The organism is Halomonas rhizosphaerae (assembly GCF_030010555.1).
Classification (GTDB): Bacteria; Pseudomonadota; Gammaproteobacteria; order Pseudomonadales; family Halomonadaceae; genus Halomonas; species Halomonas rhizosphaerae.
On sequence record NZ_JASCQP010000040.1, the window covers coordinates 1 to 13,902 of the forward strand.

Here is a 13,902-nt window from a genome sequence, read left to right on the forward strand (position 1 = left end):
CCGCCGACGCGCTGATGCTGGGCGTGGGGGTGTTCGCATGCGGCATCTGCACCGGCCTGATGATGCCCGCGCTCACGGCCGCCATGCAGGCGGTGGTGAAACGCTCGATGCACGGGCGCGTCAGCTCGGTCATGAACGCAGGCACCAGCATCGGCGTGATCGTTGCCGTACCGACAGTGCTGTTCCTGGCCGGCGCCTGGCGCCTGGCGTACCTCTCCTTCGCCATCCTGGCAGGCATCGGCGTCATTGCCGCGTGGCTCTTCCTGCCCTCGGTGTCGCGGATCATGCCGGGGAACGCCGCGCCGCCGCCCCCGATCAGTGAACTGCCCTGGTCGCGCCTTGTCAGGCTCTCGCTGTTTGCCTTCCTGATGGGCTTCATCTCCTCCGCGTACTGGATCTTCGCGCCTGACCTGGTGGTCACCCTCGGCGGCCTGCCGTCCGGCGCCACCGGATGGCTATGGCTCTCGGTGGGCATCGCCGGCCTCGGCGGGGCCGCGGTGGCCGACCTGGCCGATCGCAACAACCCACCCATCACGCAGGCACTGATGCTGATGATGCTGGCCGCGAGCCTGGCACTGCTGGCCGCCAGCCCCGGTCAGTCATTGCTGACCGTCTTTTCTGCACTGGTCTTCGGCCTGGCCTACATGAGTCTGACGGGGCTCTATCTCATGACCGGCATCCGCCTGTTGCCGGGCCGGCTGTCGATGGGGCCGGTACTGCCCTTCATGGCGGTATCGCTGGGGCAGGCGTCCGGCTCGCCTGTCGTCGGTGGACTGGTGGATGCCTTCGGCTACGCCGATGCCTTTGCCATGTTCGCCGCGCTCGGCATCCTGGTGGCGATCCTGTCGCCCTTCTACCCGGGCCACATCGCCCAGGCCGAGGAGGACGAGGAGGACACCGGTCTCCAGGCGGCGTACGATCACCAGATCCAGAACGAGGAGGGCGAGCCACTGGAGGAGCCCGACGTGGATGACGCGGAAAAGCCCGCCGTCACCCCATGACGGCGGGCCTGTGGGTATCCGGGCACCTGAGTACTCCCCCAGCCATACATGGGCCGGTGACCGATACCCGGCCATGTCCGAGGTCGAACACACAGCGTCTCGATGAGCGCTCGGACCTCGGTAGCGGCGATCTGCCAGAGTCGGTCCCCGTAGGGGAGTGCTGCCGAACGGATATCGGAGCCTGTCGCCGATCTGTTGCGCTTCCGGTTCAGTTTCCTGAGTCAGCCATCAAGCAGGCAAGTTTAGGGTGAGTCGACTTTATGTCTCTGGTTGCGATGTAGGTCATGTAGCGCTCGACCCCCAGCTCCGCCGAAAGAAGCTCGTCCATTACCTGCTGAAAGGCGGAAAGGCTGGGCGCGACGACTTTCAAGACATAATCCATGCCGCCACCCGTGGCGATGCATTCGACGATCTCGTCCACCTGGCGGATATAGGCCTCGAAGCGTTCGAAAGCCGATTTTTGATGCCCCTTCAGCGAAACGGTCACGATGACTTTCGAGACATCCACGATCCTGTCCAGCGAGATGTCCGCATGATAGCCACGTATCAGGCCAGCTTCCTTCAATCGGTTGAAACGAATCCAGCAGGGCGTCGGAGAAAGGTTGACCAGCTCTGACAGCCTTGTCTTGCTGAGCTGCCCGTGCTGCTGCACTGCGGACAGAATACGCATGTCCGCAGCATCAATGGTAATTTTCCTCATGTGTTCCCAGCCTCTAGTGTGATTCCCGAAGGAGGGGCCGTCGTCGTTTCATGTGGATCTGGCCTGAGTGCACAGTTTAGATCGTTGCGATGGAATTGGCCTCGTGACGGTCGACACATGGACTGATAGAGCCGCTGCGTATTCCGCGCCATGATGAATGAGTCGGGTCAATGGCTCATGCTTTCGGCTTCGTAGCGCCTGCACTTGTCCCGGGCGTCGATCAAGACGTCCCGTAACAGCTCTTCGGCGCTGGGATGGTAGACCGGCATCGACAGGACCTGCTCGGCCGTCATGCCGTGCGTGATGGCCAGGGCAAGCAGGTGTGCCAGGTGTTCGGCCTTGTACCCGAGCAACTCGGCGCCCAGTATGACGCCGGTTTTCGCGTCCAGATAGACTTGGATGCGCCCCTGGACCTTGTTCCAGACCACATGGCGAGGACTGGTAAACGGCAGGTCGCCAATGACGATCTCCTGGCCTTCAAGTTGCCGGAAGCTCTGGCCGATGGTGGCGATCTGGGGATCGGTGAAGGCCACCATCAACGGTGGTCTGCGCTGTGCAGGCACCGGATTCGGATAGCTCAATGCATTATCGGCGGCGATACGCCCCTCGTCGAAGGCTTCGTGCCACAATGGCAGGTGGTCGGTCACATCGCCGGCGATAAAGATAGGAAGGTCGGAGCAGCGCATCGTCTGCGGATCGAAGGTCACTGCGCCTGAGTCGGTGACTTCCACGCCCGTATGCTCCATACCCAACCGGTCCACGTTGGGGGTCCTCCCCGTGGCAACGAGTACCCTGTCGAACACCCTGGTGAGCCGTTGTCCATTCGATTGCTCATACTCGATCCAGGCGCCTTCAGCGTCCTCCCGGGTGCTTACCACCCGGCCCACAGGGTAGATATCCAGTTCGGCGCCGAGGAGGTCGAGCGCTTGCTGCTGCATGGCCGGATGGGTGAGGGCGTTGATCCTCCCGGAGCGGCCGAAAATTGTCGTCTCGACGCCCAGTCGATGGAGTGCCTGCCCCAGCTCCAGCGCAATCACTCCCGTACCGATCACGGCGATCGAGCGGGGCAGGTCCTCCAGCTCGAAGATCGTATCGCTGGTGAGGACGCGGGCCATGACGGGCTCGAACACCTCGCCGATCGCAGGCCTGGAGCCGCAGGCGAGGATGAACTTCTTCGCGTTGACCTCAACCGATTCCCCCACCCTGAGGCGGCCCGGTCCGATAAAGCGGGCGCGCCCCTCAAGCTTGTAATGGGCCGGAATCTTGTCGACGTAGCGGAGATTGTTGGCGACAAAGCGATTATCTCGCTCTCGGCGCAACCGTTCGAAGACCTTGCGGCCATCCACGCGACCCGTCGCTGTCACCCCGAAAAACTCGCTGTTGTCCAGGTGGTGCGCGTAATCGGCAGCGGTGATCATCAGCTTGCTGGGCATGCAGCCGACCCGTGCACAGGTGGTGCCGTAGGGACCGTCCTGGATCATCACCAGGCTGTCGGTCTGGCGGCTGATCTTCGAGTAGGCGCCCAGCCCGGCGGTCCCGGCACCGATGATCGCGTATTCAACATTCATGGTCTTCATGACAGGTTCGCTCATGCGGCGCCTCATTGTAAAAGGTGTTGTATTGTTCAAGGTGTACCTGGGAGGTTGAGGGGTGTCGCCATTGGCTGCACCCCCTGGCCCAATGATTGAAGGCTGCCGGGACGATAGTAAAAAGCGTTTGCTGCGTTTAGTGAGATGGTTTAAATGTCGTCAGCCCAAGGCAGGCTATCCGGGGCCTTTCAAGCGGTAAAGCGATAGATTCTAAGTATTTGGGTTATTTATTCTAATCCATGGTTGGCGGGTTGGCGGGTTGGCGGGCTGGCGGTCCGGGTCCGCTCATGGCAGGGGATGGTGGTGCATATAAGGCCTCCCTCTGGAGGTTGCAAGGCCTCACGTTAGCCAGGCTAACCCAACTGCTTAGAAATCCTCGCTTTCCGGGCGCTTCCCGGATCACATACGATTCGGTGATTCGCAGAAAGGAAGCCTACCCATGTCAGTCCACCAGTCCGCCATCCGTTGGCAGCGAAACCCTCACGAAATCGATGCCGATACCTACTCGCGCAACCATCTTGTGACATTTGATAGTGGCCAGCAGGTCAACGTTTCCGCGTCGGTGGAATTCAAGGGGGACTCAAGCTGCGCCGACCCGGAGCAGATGCTGGTCAGCGCGGTGTCCAGCTGTCATATGCTGTTCTTCCTGGCGATCGCCGATTTTCAGGGGTATCGGGTCGAATCCTATGATGACGATCCCGTCGGCCACCTGGAGAGCAATGACAGGAAAGGCATGGAGATCACGCGTATCGAGCTGTCGCCCCGAATTACCTTCGGCGGCGACAAGGTGCCTGACCAGAAGGCGATATCCAGGATCCATGCCAACGCCCACAAGAACTGTTTCATCCGCAACTCGATCACCGCCGAGGTGACGATCAATGATGTTTAATCAGCCATTCCTGGCGGGAGTCATTCATGAATCACAGCCAATCATCGGAAAGTATTCTGCTTAGAGAGGATAAGGACGGCGCTGTCTATCTCACGTTGAATCGGCCGGAAAAGTTCAACACCCTTTCCGAGGCGATGCTGACCGCGTTGCAGCAGGAGTTGGACGCGATTGCCGTCGACCCTGCCGTTCGCTGTGTGGTGATCGGAGCCAAGGGGCGGGGGTTCTGTGCCGGTCACGACCTCCGGGAAATGCGTGCCAATCCTGATCAAGCCTATTACCAGGCGCTGTTTCGTCGCTGCAGCCGCGTGATGCAGAGTATCGTCGCGCTGCCGGTGCCGGTCATCGCCAACGTCCAGGGCATGGCCACGGCGGCGGGGTGTCAGTTGGTGGCCAGCTGCGACCTGGCCATCGCCGCCCGTTCGGCCAGCTTCGCGGTATCGGGCATCAACGTGGGCCTGTTCTGTTCGACCCCCGCCGTGGCGCTGTCACGCAACATACCCCCCAAGCGGGCGTTCGACATGCTGGTATCCGGCCACTTCATCGATGCGGATACGGCCTTGGAGTGGGGGCTCGTGAGTGGCGTCACCGATGATGCCGATCTGGACGCTGCCGTGGCCGACAAGGTGGCACAGATCCTGAGCAAGAGCCCTGCGGCGGTGCGCTTTGGAAAGTCCATGTTCCACCCCCAGCGTCAGATGGTCCTGGAGGACGCCTACGACTTTGCCGGCGATGTGATGGCCGAGAACATGTTGAGCCCTGACGCAGGCGAGGGGATCGATGCCTTTCTCGCCAAGCGTAAGCCCGTCTGGCAGCAGCCCGGCCACTAGCGCCAGGGAATCGAAATGACGGTGGAAAGCCCGGGGTGCTGAACCCTCCCTTACAAGAACAGGGGTAAGACCATGAGTGATATTTGCCATTTCAATGAGGCTCTCGAGAAGACGGCGGCGAATCATGTGCCATTGTCACCCTTGAGCTTCATCAAGCGGGCTGCCGCCGTTTATCCTGACAGGACGGCGCTGATCTACAACGAGACGCGTTACAGCTGGCATCAGACCTATGCCCGCTGTTGTCGACTGGCCTCCATGTTGAAGCATTTCGGCATCGAAAGGGGCGATACGGTGGCCGTCATGTTGCCGAATGTCCCGGCCATGTACGAAGCCCACTTCGGGGTTCCCATGGTGGGCGCGGTATTGAATGCAATCAACATTCGCCTGGATCCCGAGGCGGTGGCCTTTATTCTCACGCATAGCCGCTCGCGCCTGCTGCTGGTGGACCCCGAGTACGTGGACGTGGTCGAGAAGGCCCTGGCCCGGCTGGAAGGCCCGGCGCCCAGGGTGATCAACGTCTCGGATCCGAGCCAGGGCGAAGAGCGCCTGATCGGCGACCTGGAGTACGAGGCATTGCTGTCCGAGCAGCCGGCGCTGGACGACTGGCAGCTGCCGGTCGACGAGTGGGATGCGATTGCGCTGGGGTACACGTCCGGCACCACCGGCAACCCCAAGGGGGTCGTTACCCACCATCGGGGCGCCTACCTGAACGCGGTCAGCAACGTGCTGTCCTGGACCCTGCCGTCCAGCGTGGTCTACCTGTGGACCCTGCCGATGTTTCACTGCAACGGTTGGTGCTTCCCGTGGACGCTGGCGGCGATCGGCGGGACCAGCGTCTGCCTGCGCCGGGTCGACCCGGAGGAAATCCTGCGCCTGATCAGGCAGCATCGGGTCAGCCACTACTGCGGTGCGCCCATCGTCCACTCGATGATCGCCGATGCTGCCGGTGCCGGGCAGGATCCGATCGACCACAAGGTGTCGGGGCTGATCGCCGGTGCGGCCCCGCCGGCGTCCGTGCTGGAACGGATGGAGAAGCTCGGCGTCGAGCTCACCCACGTCTACGGGCTGACCGAGACCTATGGCCCCGCCTCGGTGTGTGCCAAGCAGGATGGCTGGGACCAACGCCCTCTGGAGGAGCGGGTCAGGCTCAATGGACGCCAGGGGGTCACCTATCCCCTGCAGGAGGGCATCGCGGTACTCGACCCGGCCACGATGGAGCCCGTCCCTGCCGACGGTGAGACGGTGGGCGAGATCATGTTCCGGGGCAATATCGTCATGAAGGGATATCTGCGCAACGAGGCCGCGACCAGTGAAGCCTTTGCCGGCGGCTGGTTTCACTCCGGTGACCTGGGTGTGGTGGAATCGGATGGCTACATCAAGATTCGCGACCGACTGAAGGACGTGATCATCTCGGGCGGGGAAAACATCTCCTCGATGGAGGTCGAGGAGATCATCCAGCGGCATGAAGAGGTCGAGCTTGCGGCGGTCGTGGCGATGGCGGATGCCAAGTGGGGCGAAGTCCCCGCGGCCTTCGTCCAGTTGCGGCCCGGTAGCGAGCTGAGCGAAGACGCCTTGATCCGCTTCTGCAGGGAGAATATCAGCCGCTTCAAGGCGCCCAAGAAGGTGATCTTCGGCCCCTTGCCGACCACCCCCACGGGTAAGATCCAGAAGTTCCAGTTGCGCAAGCAGCTTGAGACCAGCCTGTCCGCCTGAGTTGATCGAGGCCGAGGCGGTGAAGCAGTGGCGCTGGCGGAACGAGGCCACTGCCCCTCGACGAAAGAAGGAAACTATCATGCACAGGGTGCGTCGCTGGGTGGTTCGCCATTCCAGACTCTTCGAGATGATCTACCGGCGTTTCGAGCCGGTGTTGGTCAAGCTCGCTCCAGTGTGGCGGCGACTCGGTCACGAGCGTGTCGAGGCGCCGGTCAGGAGGGTGGAACAGGCCGCCAAGGGGGCGCTTTTCGACTGCCAGATGTGCGGTCAGTGCATTCTCTCTGCCACCGGCATGTCCTGTCCCATGAACTGCCCCAAGACACTGCGCAACGGCCCCTGTGGCGGAGTGCGTGCCGATGGGCATTGCGAGGTGAAACCCGAGATGGTGTGTGTCTGGGTCGATGCCTGGGAAGGAAGCCGTCAGATGAAGCAGGGCGATCTCATCCACGCCGTCCAGTTGCCGGTCGACCATCGCCTCACGGGAAGCTCGTCCTGGCTTCGCGTGGCACGCCAGCTGGACGATACCTCCTCTTCAACCGCCAACAGAGAGACAACAAGATGAAGTTCGATGACGAGCCCGTTCCGGGCTACTCTTTGCCGATCCTGCCCGGCCACGTTTCCCCCGGGCGGCTGGAGCGGGTGCTGCGGGCGGGCAAGTTCGCCATCACCAGCGAGATCGACCCGCCGGACTCTGCCGACCCGGCAGAGGTGCTCAAGCGGGCGGCCATCTTCGATGGCTATGTCGATGCCATCAACGCCACGGATGGCTCCGGCGCCAACTGCCATATGTCCAGCGTCAGTGTCTGCTCGCTGCTGACTCGGGTCGGCTATGCCACCATCCTGCAGATCTCGTGCCGTGATCGTAACCGCATCGCCATGCAGGGCGAGATCCTCGGTGGCGCGGCCATGGGCGCCTGCAACCTGCTGTGTCTGACCGGTGACGGTGTGCAGGCCGGCGACCATCCCCAGGCCAAACCGGTCTTCGACCTCGACTCCATCTCGCTGCTGCAGGTCGCCCGCAACATGCGCGACGAGCAGCGCTTCGAGAGCGGGCGACGCATCGAGACGCCCCCGCGGATCTTTCTCGGTGCGGCCGAGAACCCCTTCGTGCCGCCGCTGGACTGGCGACCCCTTCGCCTGGCCAAGAAGGTGGCGGCCGGTGCCCAGTTCATTCAGACCCAGTACTGCTTCGATATCGAGCGGTTGCGCGACTTCATGCTCAAGGTGAACGACCTCGGTCTGCTGGAAGGCCCCGACCGTGTCTTCATCCTGCCCGGGATCGGGCCCCTGGCGTCTGCACGCAGCGCCCGCTGGATCCGCGAGAATGTCCCCGGGGTGCATATCCCCGACGCGGTGATCGCTCGGCTCGAGGGGGCCGAGAACCAGAAGGAGGAGGGCAAGCGGCTCTGCATGGACCTGCTTCACGAGATCCGCGAGATTCCGGGCGTCAGCGGCGCGCACATCATGGCCTATCGCCAGGAGCACAGCGTGGCGGAGATCATCGAGACGACGGGGGTGCTCGAGGGCCGTGTGCCCTGGTACCCGGGGCGCGATGACCCGAAAGCGCTCAACCCCGAATCCCCGGAAGCCGTGCAGCTCTAGCCTGATGGACCTCGATACCGACACCGGGACGCTGCCTGACTACCGTCTCTATGGTTCGCCCGACAGCGCCAACCTGGTCGTGCGCATGGTGCTCGAGAGCGAGGGCATTCCCTATCGAGAGGAGCGGGTCGACCGGGCCGCGGGTGGACTGGACGCCCCGGCCTTCCGTCGGCTCAACCCCCAGGGCCTGTTGCCGGTACTGGTGGAGGAGCGCCATGGAACGGCGCTCTTCGAGACCGGTGCCATCCTCTTGCACCTTGCCGAGCGCTGCCACGGCGCCCGCTTTGGAGAACCGGCAGGCCGCGGTCGCCTGCTGGCCTGGCTGTTCTTTCTCTCCAACACCGTCCACGCCGAGCTTCGACTCTGCTTCTACACGCCACGCTATGCGCCTCGAGCGGGGGATGCCCAGCGGCTGCGCGAAGCACTGCGGCCACGCATGGTGGCGCATCTCATGCAACTGGAGTCGCTCTGCGAACATGGCCGGGGGCCCTGGCTGCTCGAGGACGGGCCCAGCGTGCTCGATCCTTACCTGGCCTGTCTGGTGCGCTGGATGCAGCTCTACCCCGTCGATGACCCCTGCCGTGCGCTTCCCTGGGAGCGCTTGCCGAAGCTTGTCGGCTTGCTGGAGGCGCTGGCCGAGCGGCCGGGCATCCGTCGTGCGGCCAACGCAGAAGGGATCGTGGGGCGGCTGTTCATCGCGCCCGACTACCCTGCCCTAGACCTGCGCGGCGTCACCGGCTAGTCCGGGTGAGGGCATATTGGCTTCATCCAGCAGCCATTCACGAAACTGCCCGGCGATCGGTCGCTCCAGGCCTTCGCCCGCACTGACCAGGTAGTACGCCTGGTCACAGTTCAGGGGAGAATCGGCCAGCACCGCCAACTTTCCGGCACTCAGCTCCGCCTGGTGGAGCTCCCGGCTGCCGAGCAGCACGCCCTGGCCGGCGATGGCCGCCTCCAGTGCCAGTAGCCCGTTGCCGAATCGCAGCTCCCGTAGCGTTCCGATGTCACGTCCCTGCTGCCTGAACCACGCTCTCCAACCGTAGGGCTCGTTGAGGCGGGTGAGGGTGCTGTCACACAGCAACGGCAGTCCGCACAGTGCCTCGACATCCTCCACGGTGGCGGCCAGGTCCGGTGTACAGATGGGCACCAGATCCAGGCTCATCAGCCGCTGGGGCGCCAGGTCCGCGTAGTTGCCGTAGCCGAGTCGCACGGAAACGTCGATGCCCGCGCGCTTGAGATCGGCCAGGCCGAAGTCGCTGTCACGGAGGCGATCCACCGAATGCAGGCTCGCCTGCAGCCGCACTTCGGCGTCCGGGCAACGGGCGTAGAAACGGTGCAGGCGTGGCACGATCCATTTGGTGGCGAACAGGGGTTCGGCGCACACGGTGACGATCAGGCGCTCTTCGCCATAGGCGCGGATCTTGTCCACCGCACGACCCAGGGTATCAAACCCCTCATGCAGCTCCGGCAGGGCCACGCGCGCGGCCGGGGTCAGGCTGACCCGCCGGTGGTGGCGGACGAACAGATCGACGCCGAGATACTCCTCGAGCGACTTGATCTGGTGACTGATCGCCGCCGGCGTGACATTGAGCTCCTTGGCGGCCGCGGCGAAACTCCTGGTGCGCGCGGCGACCTCGAAATAGGAGAGGGCGATCAGGGGGGGGAGTCGTGACATGGCGAATTCTCACGGCAATGGCGGTGGGGCACGGCCCGATCAAGTGCCCCGTCAAGGGTCACGATAAGCCCTGCCGGGAGAACGTCAGCTCGTCGCGCATCCCGGGCAGGCGCTCGCTCGATCCCGAGGCGAGCGCCGATGAGCCTCAGTCTCGCTCCTTCTTGAGCGTCTTGGTCCAGCGCTGCCGGGCATACTTGCGAAGGTTGGCCACGTTGTCGGTCTCGTCGACGATCTCCTGGCCCAGGATAGTCTCGATCACGTCTTCCAGGGTGATGAGCCCGACCCAGGTGCCAAGGTCGTCATACACCACGCAGAGGTGCTGTCGGTCCAGGACCATCATCGTGAAGACCTGTTCGACGTTCTCCTCGGCCGACACCGACTTGACGGGATGCATCAGCGACTTGAGGTTCGCGTCCCCCTCCGCATGGTAGGTGTCGGCCTTGTGGACATAGCCCAGCGCCTGCTCACCGCCGTCCATCACGGGAAAGCGGGTGAAGGGCGAGCGCCCCAGGGCAACGTCGAACTCGTCTACCGTCATCTGCGGCTTCACGGTCAACGCCACGGTCCGCGGCGTCATCACGCTCTTCACCTGGATGTCGTGGAGGTTGAGGATGTTGGTGATGACCCGTGTCTCATCGGCCTCCAGCGCCTTCTCCTCGAGGCCGATCTGTGCCAGGGCTTTGATCTCGCCGCGCATGTCCGTGTCGTGGGCGCCCTTGCCGATGCGCTTGGTGATCTGTTCGGACATCCAGAGGAAGGGCTTCAGTATCCAGATCATGCCATCGAGCGTTGTGGCCATCATCGAGGAGAGTGGCCGCCAGTAGGTCGCCCCGATGGTCTTGGGAATGATCTCCGACAGGAAGAGGATCAGCAGGGTCATCACCGCCGAGGCGATGCCGAGCCAGGCCTCGCCGAAGACCACCGCCACCTGGGCCCCGACCCCTGTGGCCCCGACGGTATGGGCAATGGTGTTCAGGGTCAGGATGGCGGCAAGGGGCTGGTCGATGTTCTGCTTCAGGCGGGTGAGCTTTTCGTGGAGCTCCGGTCTCGAGTCGCGCAACTGGGCGACATAGCTCGGCGTCATGGAGAGCAGCGCCGCCTCGAGCAGCGAGCAGATGAAGGACACGCCGATGGAAAGGATGGCGAATGCAGCCAGTAGTAGCATGGAGCCTCGATGGGTAGCCCGGGGACAAGGGAGTTGCCGGCAGTGACAGGATCATCGTTGAACGCCCCTCGGCTTGCAAGGCAGCCCGCCCGACGTTGGCGCTGAGGCACGCTCACCTCGTGATGTACGGTCCCGAACAGAAAGGCCTCCCGCGGAGGGAGGCCCGATGGTGGCCGATGGGAGTCGGCGAGAACGTGTCCGTAGGGATCAGGACTGTTCCTGGATCTTCTCCATCAGCTCGGGGTCCTGCTGGGCCGCCTGGCCGATGGCATTGAAGGTCTCCACATCCATGCCGCTGTCCTCTACGGCCTCGACCATCTTCTCGTTGGCCTCCATCTGGATGTCCTGCTGGGCCTGCTGCCCCTCGGCCTGCTGGAGCTGCTGGCTGTATTCCTGGGAAATGCTGGAGACCTCCTCGGCGGCAGCGGAGAACTGCTCGATCTCCTCGTCGGAGAAGTCTTCGGCGCTGGCCTGGGGCGCCGTGGCGGCGGCTGACGGATCCTGCTGGCCGGTGGCGGCGGACCCATCCTGGGCGTGCGCGGCCGAGGTGGCCAGCAGGCCGGCAGAGAGCAGGGCGGCGGAGAACAGGGCAGTAAGCTTTTGCATGGATACCTCTTTGTGGCTTGCTTGCTTTAGCGGTTGCGCCCCCCTGTGATGCCTCCAGCCATAAGGAGTTCATGATGTTCTGTAACAGAATGTGTGGGTAGTGGCGCGGAATGCGCGACGGGGTCATGCCCTCGCCGGCAGCGACAGCAGCAGCGGCGAGCCGACCAGGCCCTCGGACAGACGGGTCGTGAGCACCTCCAGGATGGCATCATGCTCACCCGCCAGGCGCGTGGTGGTGACGCGCAGGCCGGGCGAGTTCGCCATCGCCTGCTCGCAGATCTCCGCGATATCGCCGCCTTCGCCGGCATGACGCCCCGGGGAGAGGAACAGCATGGCGAGTATCACCTCGCTGTCGGCCATGGCCGGTGAGGCCAGCAGGTCGACCAGCAGCGGCTCGTTGAAGCGGTAGGCCTCGCCCTCGCGGCGCTCCATGGAGGCGAAGGTGACGCAGCTGGCCTCGTCGCTGAGCAGCACGCTGAGCTGGCCGGCCAGGTAGTTGCGCACCGCCGTGACCTCGGGAATCGGGCTGCCGTGATCGACCAGCACCACCTTCGGGGGCGAGAGGCTATCCATCTGCTCGCGAACGTTGTCGGCCAGCAGCTGTGCCAGGCGCAGGTCCAGCGGCGCCAGGGTGTCGACCAGCGGCAGCGCCACCTTGATGTCGAGCTTTGGGTACTGGGCCTGCACCTCGGCCAGCCGTTCCGGGAGGTAGCGGGTCAACGCCTGGCTGGGGCCGAAGAAGAAGGGCAGGATCACCAGCTCGGTCGTGCCCTGTGCCGCCAGCTGCTCGGCCAGCGGCCCCAGCGAGACCGCCTTCTGGCCCTCCAGTTCCTCCGCGGGGATCTTGTAGGAGTGCAGCAGGGAGGTGGCCTCGACCTCGTGGTCGGTGGTCCGGCTCAGGGCCCTGGCCAGGCGGCGCAGGTTGAGGGTGGCCTGGGGGCGCAGGGAGCCATTGTCGACGAGCAGGATCTTTCTCATGGAGGCCTCGGTGGGTTCAGGGGTCGTTCGCTTCGCTGACTATCTGGATGACCTCGAAGCCCTCGAAACTCGGCGGGCCCAGGTAGAGCCCCTCGCGCTTGCTCTGGCCGGCATTGGCGTGCGCCTTGCGGAAGGCCTCGGAGTGCGTCCAGGCCTCGAAGTCCTCGCGGGAGCGCCAGATAGTGTGGGAGGCGTAGAGCACGTGGTCCTCCTTCTCGGGGCCGCGCAGCATGTGGAACTCGACGAAGCCGGGCAGGCCCTGCAGGTGCGTTTCCCGCTCCAGCCAGATCTGCTCGAACTCCTGCGTTCTCTCGGGATTGACCCGGAAACGGTTCATGGCGATATACACGGTGCTCGCTCCTTGTCGTCAGGCAGGGAAGGGAGGGGTGACGATGGCACCTTCACCGAGGCTGGGCAAGGCCGCCGCGAGCCGTCGCGCCGAACGCTGGCCACCGGCCAGCCACGCCCCGGCGCCTCAGGGCGTCACCTGGCCTTCGGCGATGGCCTCGCCGAGGCGGTCGACGGCGGCGGCCAGCTTCTCGTCGATGACGTGCAGCGTCTCCGTCCAGTCGTCGATGTGGCGCAGTTCCGTCCTGCCGTCCGAGATGCCGCGCAGGACGACGAGCGGCATCTCGAAGCGCATGCAGGCGCGCAGGCAGGCATAGCTCTCCATGTCCACCATGTCGGCGGCGATGGCGTCATAGGCCGAGCCCGAGACGACATTGGCGCCGGTCGAGAGCGTAGCCTCCCGGATGCCGGGAATGCGCAGGGGCAGCGGGACGGTCGCCGGCAGGTCGAGAAAGGGCGTGGCGCCCCTGGCGAAGCCCAGCGGGGAGGCGTCCATGTCGCGGTAGGTGACGGAGGTCGCCTGGTAGACCTCGGTCTGTTCGAGAACCCGGCTGCCGGCCGAGCCCAGCGACACCACGAGATGCGGCAGGCGCTGGTGCCGGGCGAGGGCGGAAAGCGCCGCGGTGAGCTCGACCGCCGCCTCGACGGGGCCGACGCCGGTCATGAAGGGGGTGAAACGCGCCTCGAGATGCGGGCCGTATTCGGCCTCGGCCGCCATCACGAAGAGGACGTCGCGGCCGCCCAGGGTCGTCAGCCTGGCCGCGCCGGACGTATCGGCCAGGGTGGCACGGGGAGGGGGCTTGGGCATC

The 13,902-nt window shown here is 64.3% G+C and carries 15 protein-coding genes; 7 read left to right on the top strand and 8 right to left on the bottom strand.

The genetic code is table 11. From position 1 onward, the window contains the following. A partial coding sequence (locus QLQ83_RS17055; protein ID WP_282736714.1) for an MFS transporter occupies positions 1–1,001 on the top strand: 1,001 nt, incomplete at its 5' end. 208 nt (positions 1,002–1,209) lie between these two features. Here QLQ83_RS17055 and QLQ83_RS17060 read toward each other — a convergent pair. Both QLQ83_RS17060 and QLQ83_RS17065 read right to left on the bottom strand, forming a co-directional pair. Then, positions 1,210–1,701 carry an Lrp/AsnC family transcriptional regulator gene (locus QLQ83_RS17060; protein WP_282736715.1) on the bottom strand — a complete coding sequence of 164 codons (492 nt, stop codon included), beginning with the start codon at positions 1,699–1,701 and terminating at the stop codon, positions 1,210–1,212. A gap of 167 nt (positions 1,702–1,868) precedes the next feature. After that, a complete protein-coding gene (locus QLQ83_RS17065) occupies positions 1,869–3,293 on the bottom strand; it encodes a dihydrolipoyl dehydrogenase (protein WP_282736716.1) in 1,425 nt (474 codons plus the stop codon). A 436-nt stretch (positions 3,294–3,729) separates the two neighbouring features. On the opposite strand from QLQ83_RS17065, the gene QLQ83_RS17070 reads away from it, so the two are divergent. The 6 genes from QLQ83_RS17070 (at position 3,730) to QLQ83_RS17095 (ending at position 9,063) form a co-directional block, all read left to right on the top strand. Beyond that, positions 3,730–4,179 (top strand): OsmC family protein, encoded by a 450-nt coding sequence (locus QLQ83_RS17070; protein ID WP_282736717.1) that lies wholly within the window; start codon positions 3,730–3,732, stop codon positions 4,177–4,179. A gap of 26 nt (positions 4,180–4,205) precedes the next feature. Continuing rightward, positions 4,206–5,006: an enoyl-CoA hydratase gene (locus QLQ83_RS17075; RefSeq protein WP_282736718.1), complete on the top strand. Its 801-nt coding sequence runs from the start codon at positions 4,206–4,208 to the stop codon at positions 5,004–5,006. Positions 5,007–5,078: 72 nt separating this feature from the next. Beyond that, positions 5,079–6,719, top strand: a complete 1,641-nt coding sequence (locus QLQ83_RS17080; protein ID WP_282736719.1) for an acyl-CoA synthetase — start codon at positions 5,079–5,081, stop codon at positions 6,717–6,719. A 79-nt stretch (positions 6,720–6,798) separates the two neighbouring features. Then, positions 6,799–7,281, top strand: coding sequence for a methylenetetrahydrofolate reductase C-terminal domain-containing protein (locus QLQ83_RS17085; RefSeq protein ID WP_282736720.1), 483 nt, complete (start codon positions 6,799–6,801; stop codon positions 7,279–7,281). Next, a complete protein-coding gene (locus QLQ83_RS17090; RefSeq protein WP_282736721.1) occupies positions 7,278–8,321 on the top strand; it encodes a methylenetetrahydrofolate reductase in 1,044 nt (347 codons plus the stop codon). Before QLQ83_RS17085 ends, QLQ83_RS17090 begins: the two co-directional genes overlap by 4 nt. A 4-nt stretch (positions 8,322–8,325) precedes the next feature. Continuing rightward, positions 8,326–9,063 carry a glutathione S-transferase family protein gene (locus QLQ83_RS17095; RefSeq protein ID WP_282736722.1) on the top strand — a complete coding sequence of 246 codons (738 nt, stop codon included), beginning with the start codon at positions 8,326–8,328 and terminating at the stop codon, positions 9,061–9,063. Here QLQ83_RS17095 and QLQ83_RS17100 read toward each other — a convergent pair. From QLQ83_RS17100 to QLQ83_RS17125, 6 genes are all read right to left on the bottom strand, one after another. Beyond that, positions 9,037–9,996, bottom strand: a complete 960-nt coding sequence (locus QLQ83_RS17100) for a LysR family transcriptional regulator (protein WP_282736723.1) — start codon at positions 9,994–9,996, stop codon at positions 9,037–9,039. The two genes, QLQ83_RS17095 and QLQ83_RS17100, sit on opposite strands and share 27 nt — an antisense overlap. Before the next feature lie 145 nt (positions 9,997–10,141). Then, positions 10,142–11,161, bottom strand: coding sequence for a CNNM domain-containing protein (locus tag QLQ83_RS17105; protein WP_282736724.1), 1,020 nt, complete (start codon positions 11,159–11,161; stop codon positions 10,142–10,144). Positions 11,162–11,368: 207 nt separating this feature from the next. Continuing rightward, positions 11,369–11,767: a DUF4168 domain-containing protein gene (locus QLQ83_RS17110; RefSeq protein WP_282736725.1), complete on the bottom strand. Its 399-nt coding sequence runs from the start codon at positions 11,765–11,767 to the stop codon at positions 11,369–11,371. Between the two features lie 123 nt (positions 11,768–11,890). Then, positions 11,891–12,745, bottom strand: a complete 855-nt coding sequence (locus tag QLQ83_RS17115; protein WP_282736726.1) for a sirohydrochlorin chelatase — start codon at positions 12,743–12,745, stop codon at positions 11,891–11,893. Between the two features lie 16 nt (positions 12,746–12,761). Then, positions 12,762–13,094, bottom strand: a complete 333-nt coding sequence (locus QLQ83_RS17120) for an antibiotic biosynthesis monooxygenase family protein (RefSeq protein WP_282736727.1) — start codon at positions 13,092–13,094, stop codon at positions 12,762–12,764. A 126-nt stretch (positions 13,095–13,220) separates the two neighbouring features. After that, positions 13,221–13,901 (bottom strand): 5'-methylthioadenosine/S-adenosylhomocysteine nucleosidase, encoded by a 681-nt coding sequence (locus QLQ83_RS17125; RefSeq protein ID WP_282736728.1) that lies wholly within the window; start codon positions 13,899–13,901, stop codon positions 13,221–13,223. Position 13,902 lies beyond the last annotated feature (1 nt).

Excerpts from the sequence above, each read along its gene's own strand:
- QLQ83_RS17060 (WP_282736715.1), bottom strand. The coding sequence starts at position 1,701 with ATGAGGAAAATTACCATTGATGCTGCGGACATGCGTATTCTGTCCGCA.
- QLQ83_RS17065 (WP_282736716.1), bottom strand. The coding sequence starts at position 3,293 with ATGAGCGAACCTGTCATGAAGACCATGAATGTTGAATACGCGATCATC.
- QLQ83_RS17070 (WP_282736717.1), top strand. The coding sequence starts at position 3,730 with ATGTCAGTCCACCAGTCCGCCATCCGTTGGCAGCGAAACCCTCACGAA.
- QLQ83_RS17075 (WP_282736718.1), top strand. The coding sequence starts at position 4,206 with ATGAATCACAGCCAATCATCGGAAAGTATTCTGCTTAGAGAGGATAAG.
- QLQ83_RS17080 (WP_282736719.1), top strand. The coding sequence starts at position 5,079 with ATGAGTGATATTTGCCATTTCAATGAGGCTCTCGAGAAGACGGCGGCG.
- QLQ83_RS17085 (WP_282736720.1), top strand. The coding sequence starts at position 6,799 with ATGCACAGGGTGCGTCGCTGGGTGGTTCGCCATTCCAGACTCTTCGAG.
- QLQ83_RS17090 (WP_282736721.1), top strand. The coding sequence starts at position 7,278 with ATGAAGTTCGATGACGAGCCCGTTCCGGGCTACTCTTTGCCGATCCTG.
- QLQ83_RS17095 (WP_282736722.1), top strand. The coding sequence starts at position 8,326 with ATGGACCTCGATACCGACACCGGGACGCTGCCTGACTACCGTCTCTAT.
- QLQ83_RS17100 (WP_282736723.1), bottom strand. The coding sequence starts at position 9,996 with ATGTCACGACTCCCCCCCCTGATCGCCCTCTCCTATTTCGAGGTCGCC.
- QLQ83_RS17105 (WP_282736724.1), bottom strand. The coding sequence starts at position 11,161 with ATGCTACTACTGGCTGCATTCGCCATCCTTTCCATCGGCGTGTCCTTC.
- QLQ83_RS17110 (WP_282736725.1), bottom strand. The coding sequence starts at position 11,767 with ATGCAAAAGCTTACTGCCCTGTTCTCCGCCGCCCTGCTCTCTGCCGGC.
- QLQ83_RS17115 (WP_282736726.1), bottom strand. The coding sequence starts at position 12,745 with ATGAGAAAGATCCTGCTCGTCGACAATGGCTCCCTGCGCCCCCAGGCC.
- QLQ83_RS17125 (WP_282736728.1), bottom strand. The coding sequence starts at position 13,901 with ATGCCCAAGCCCCCTCCCCGTGCCACCCTGGCCGATACGTCCGGCGCG.